This is a genomic window from Synechococcus sp. OH2, assembly GCF_047462155.1.
GTDB lineage: Bacteria > Cyanobacteriota > Cyanobacteriia > Thermostichales > Thermostichaceae > Thermostichus.
In genome coordinates, this window is the sequence record NZ_JANSIR010000116.1 from 38,166 (window position 1) to 42,066 (window position 3,901).

The window sequence follows — 3,901 nt, forward strand, 5'->3', positions numbered from 1 at the left end:
GCTGTGGGTGGCCAGCGCCCTGGAAACAATGGACTTGGCGATGCGATGGTTCACCCAAGCTTGAAAGCGGCTCTCCCGACCAGACAGCCGTTGCAACAGCTCCCGGCATCGACGCCGAGTGTTGCGTGTGCCCTTCCTGGCCTTGCGTTGCAGAGCCGCTCTCAAGTGGGAGTAGTGGTCTCTGACCTGGTTCAACTGCTGTCCATTCCAGTGGTCTCCCTCAGAGGTGTGGGCAATATCTGTCCTGCCCAAGTCCACACCAATCACCTTGGGAGTGCTCTGCGGTTTCGGCGCCTCAGATTCCACGCCAATCTGGGTGAAGGAGGAACCGTCTTGGCGTTTGACCAACGTGGCTGCTTTGGGATGAGAACCCGCCAGCCTGCCGCGCTGGTAGGAGCCAACATCCAGCTCAAAGCGTTCGCGTCCGGCCCCCCATCCCCCCGCAGGCGGGGGGACAAGAGGGGGGCTTGTGGTCAGCGACACCGTCCAGTCTCTTTCCCGAAAAGAAAAGATGCGGGCGTCAAAGGACTCCGTCCCGCTAGCGCGAAAGGTCACAAAACCTCCCCTGAACGCTTTGACCGGACGATTCTTTTGCTGGGCAACCTTGCGGGTAGCAGCTAACCTTCTGCACACCTGTTGTGCCAGGTTGCTGGATGGCCCAAAGCGGGTACGAATTTCGCGGTAGCAGAGCGATTGAAGCTTGAGGCAGTTGACCACCTTCTCTGGTGTGTTTTGGTTGACCCAGTAAGGCCTCCGCCCCGCTGGCGCAAGGAGTGCTTGTGCAAAAGCCGACAAGGTTGCCTCTAGCTTCAGGGCTTGCGAAGCAGATACCTTGAGCTTGCAGGAGATAGTTAAAACTTGGGTCATGTTGCAACTATACGTCATCCGCATTCCTCCCGACCCTGACCGGCCCCCCTCCCCCCGTATACGGGGGTACAGGGCGGGGCTCCTGCGGTTTCTAGCTGACCTGGGCCAGACTAAGATCGATGGCTAGGCCTAGCTGAGAAACCGTCCATGCAAGTGGAGTTTCGCGAGTGCGATCCGGGAAATCTCTGGATCTGGTTTGAGTTTGCGGAGCCGCCGGTTCCAGCGGAGTTGGAGTACCTCAGGGAAGTCCTAGAGTCGTGGTATGTGCTAGGCAAGTTGGGGGGATTTAACGCCGAGCGCCTGGTGGCCCAAGAGGCCGAGGCGGATCTCAGCTACTTGGAGTACCCTAGCGACTCGGCTCCCTTGACCTCCCTGATGCACAACATGGGATCCCTGGAAGAAAAGGACAACTGGGCCCGCTGCTGGTTTGATCTGGGCACTGCCGATGCCTTGGCGCTGGATGTGTTGATCAACGCCTTGCGCACCCTCAGCTTAGAATACATTGGCCTCACCCGCGTCATCATCGGTGGGCAGAACGAGGACTGGCCGACGGCGGATCCCGAGGAGACAGATGCCTACGATCTCAACGGCTACCTGCGGGATCATTGGGGGGAAGAGGGGGAGCTGGAATAGCTCCTACTCCAGGTAGCCCAGCTCTTGCATCCGCCGCACCAAGTCTGCGTTGCTTTCCATGTCAACTCGGCGAGGAGCGGTGCTGGGCCGGCGCGATTCTGCCCACTCCACCCACTGCCTTAGCCCTTGCCGCAGGCGGTCTAGCCAAGCCTGTGGAGAAAGGGATCCCAACTCAGGATCCCCCGGCTGAGAAGGGATCCCGGCCAAGAGCAGATCCCGCAGTTCCGCCGGATCCTGCTCCAGGTTGTAGAGGCTGGGGCGATCTCCGGTTTGGATCAGCTTGGTCACCCCTTCGTAGAGGGCTCGGCGGGTGTCGTAACAGGCGCGCGCCTGCAGCAGGCTGTCGTTGCGGTTTTCCATGGCCCGCAGGAGAAGGTGGGGCGGGAAGGCCTCGCTGAGCACCACCCCCTGCTCCGGATCCTCACCGGCCAGGGTGCGGGTCAGGCTGAGGCGGGCGATCTCGCGGCGAAGCTTGAGGCTGATACGGGGGGCGCCGTTGGCTAGAGAAAGGCTGGGGCGGAAGCCGGCAGCTTCCAAGAGAGTATGAAAGAGGCGGCGGGTGGAAACGGGGGTGGCCACGCGCTTTCCTGCCGGAAAATAGCCGGGGTAATGCAGGATCAGGGGGACGCGGATTAGCTCTTCGTAAACCACAAAAGCATGGCCGACGAAGTCATGCTCCCCCAAGCCTTCTCCGTGATCCGCGACGATAGCCACCAGAGTGTTCTGCTCCAGGCCGGTGTGGCGCAGGGTGGCGAAGACGGATCCCAGCAGGTGATCCTGGTAGGCCACCTCGGCATCGTAGATGTCCCTGAGCACCTGCGCTTGCAGGGGAGAAAGCGGCTGCGGCAGGGGCGCCATCCAGCGGTAGGGCTGGGCGTTGTACTGGCGCAAAAAGTCGCGCGCCTCGCGGTTGGTCTTGAAGTAGGGGGCGTATTTCTGCACAAAGGGCTCCGGCGGCCAGTAGGGCAGGTGGGGCTCCATTAGGTTGACGAAGCAAAAGAAAGGCGGTGCTCCGGCAGGGCGGCGGGCTATCTGCTGCAGGTAGCGGTTCAGGTCGGCGATGGAGGCAGCCGTGTTGCCCTTAAAGTTCATCAGGCGGGTCCAGAGGGAGGCAAACCAGGGGTGCAGCGCCAACTGAAAAAGGGTGTCGGAGCGGGCAAAGGCATTTTGCACCGGGTAGGAGAGACGGCGCCAAAACTGGGTGTAGGCGGCCAGCCAGCGGTTGAGGGGAGCCGGCAGAGGGTTGCCTTCGGGAGGGCGGGTGGGTAGGGCCCCGCCGTAGTTGTAGAAGGTGTCGAAGCCCCGCCGCAGGCCGTTTTTCAGGATCCCGATCAGGGGGTTGTTGCAAAAGCCCACGGTGGTGTAGCCGCCCAGCTTCAACAGCTCCGCCAGGGTGGGTAGAGCAGGGCTCAGCTCCAGGTCTGCCTGGACGGTCTGGTGGGTGCTGGGGTATTCCCCCGTAAACAGGGAGGCGTGGGAGGGGATCGTCCACTGGGCGGGGGCGATGGCCCGCTCGAAGAGGGTGGACTCGGAGGCCAGCCGATCCAGGTTGGGGCTGGTGGGCACTTGGCGGGCCCGCTCTTCCTCTGACCAGTAGCAGGAAAGGCGATCCGCCCGCTGGGTATCCAGCACGATTAACAGAATGTTGGGGCGTTCCCCCCAGGCGGCCTCTGCCATTGCTGAACTCCTCACCACAACCCACCCAACACGGTTCTTAAACTATCTTGACATGCTCTTGTCGGCCCTTTGCCGTCGGCTCCTAGGGCAAAGTGAGCCGGGTTTGGCTGTTGCCTTGGATCCGGGCGGTGTTGGCCTGCCAATCCAGGATCCCTTGGTCACCGCTCACAGTCAGGGCTTGTCCAGGCTGGCGGTAGCGCACATTGCCCAGGGCTTGCAGTTGGGTGGAGCCGATGCGCCAGCGGATCTCTTGGGCTTCCAGCTCTTGGCCGGTCTGCAGGGATCCCGTTCCGCCAACGGGAACGGATTTGGCTTTCACGTTGCCCAGCAGGCGCAGCTCGGTCAGGGGCAGCGGGGCCCGCAACTGCTCGCCGCTGAGGCGCACCCTTTGCTGGGGGGCATCCACCTCGACTGCTCCCAACGCCTGCACCTCGCCGGCACCAAAGTTCCAGAGCAAGCGGCTGGCGGTCAGCTCCAGCTCCGGATCGCGATACTTGGCCCGCACCGGTTGGCTTGGATCCCAATTCTCCAGTTGCATCTGGGCCTGGCCAAAGTCGATGCGCAAACGATCCCCCCACAGGGATCCCTGGCCGTCCAACAGCTCCACCTGTACCTGGCCCTCGGCTTCGAGGAGGCGCTCTTCCGGCAGCCACTGCAGCCGCTCTGCCTGCAGGCGCAGGTTGTCCCGCTCCGATTCCACCACCACTTGGCCCGTCAATTCCAG

Annotated in this window: 2 protein-coding genes and 2 pseudogenes; 1 reads left to right on the forward strand and 3 read right to left on the reverse strand. The window is 62.4% G+C overall.

The features are described 5' to 3' along the window. A pseudogene (locus NW835_RS12560) lies at positions 1-867 on the reverse strand (RNA-guided endonuclease TnpB family protein); the annotation flags it as partial. A 147-nt stretch (positions 868-1,014) separates the two neighbouring features. On the opposite strand from NW835_RS12560, the gene NW835_RS12565 reads away from it, so the two are divergent. Continuing rightward, a complete protein-coding gene (locus tag NW835_RS12565) occupies positions 1,015-1,500 on the forward strand; it encodes a DUF3531 family protein (protein WP_414366439.1) in 486 nt (161 codons plus the stop codon). A gap of 3 nt (positions 1,501-1,503) precedes the next feature. Here the strand turns inward: NW835_RS12565 and NW835_RS12570 are convergent, their stop codons facing one another. Both NW835_RS12570 and NW835_RS12575 read right to left on the reverse strand, forming a co-directional pair. Then, positions 1,504-3,177 (reverse strand): sulfatase, encoded by a 1,674-nt coding sequence (locus NW835_RS12570; protein WP_414415460.1) that lies wholly within the window; start codon positions 3,175-3,177, stop codon positions 1,504-1,506. Between the two features lie 82 nt (positions 3,178-3,259). Next, positions 3,260-3,901, reverse strand: a pseudogene (locus tag NW835_RS12575) (LPS export ABC transporter periplasmic protein LptC); the annotation flags it as partial.

Coding starts and splice junctions, on each gene's coding strand:
- NW835_RS12565 (WP_414366439.1), top strand. CDS start 1,015: ATGCAAGTGGAGTTTCGCGAGTGCGATCCGGGAAATCTCTGGATCTGG.
- NW835_RS12570 (WP_414415460.1), bottom strand. CDS start 3,177: ATGGCAGAGGCCGCCTGGGGGGAACGCCCCAACATTCTGTTAATCGTG.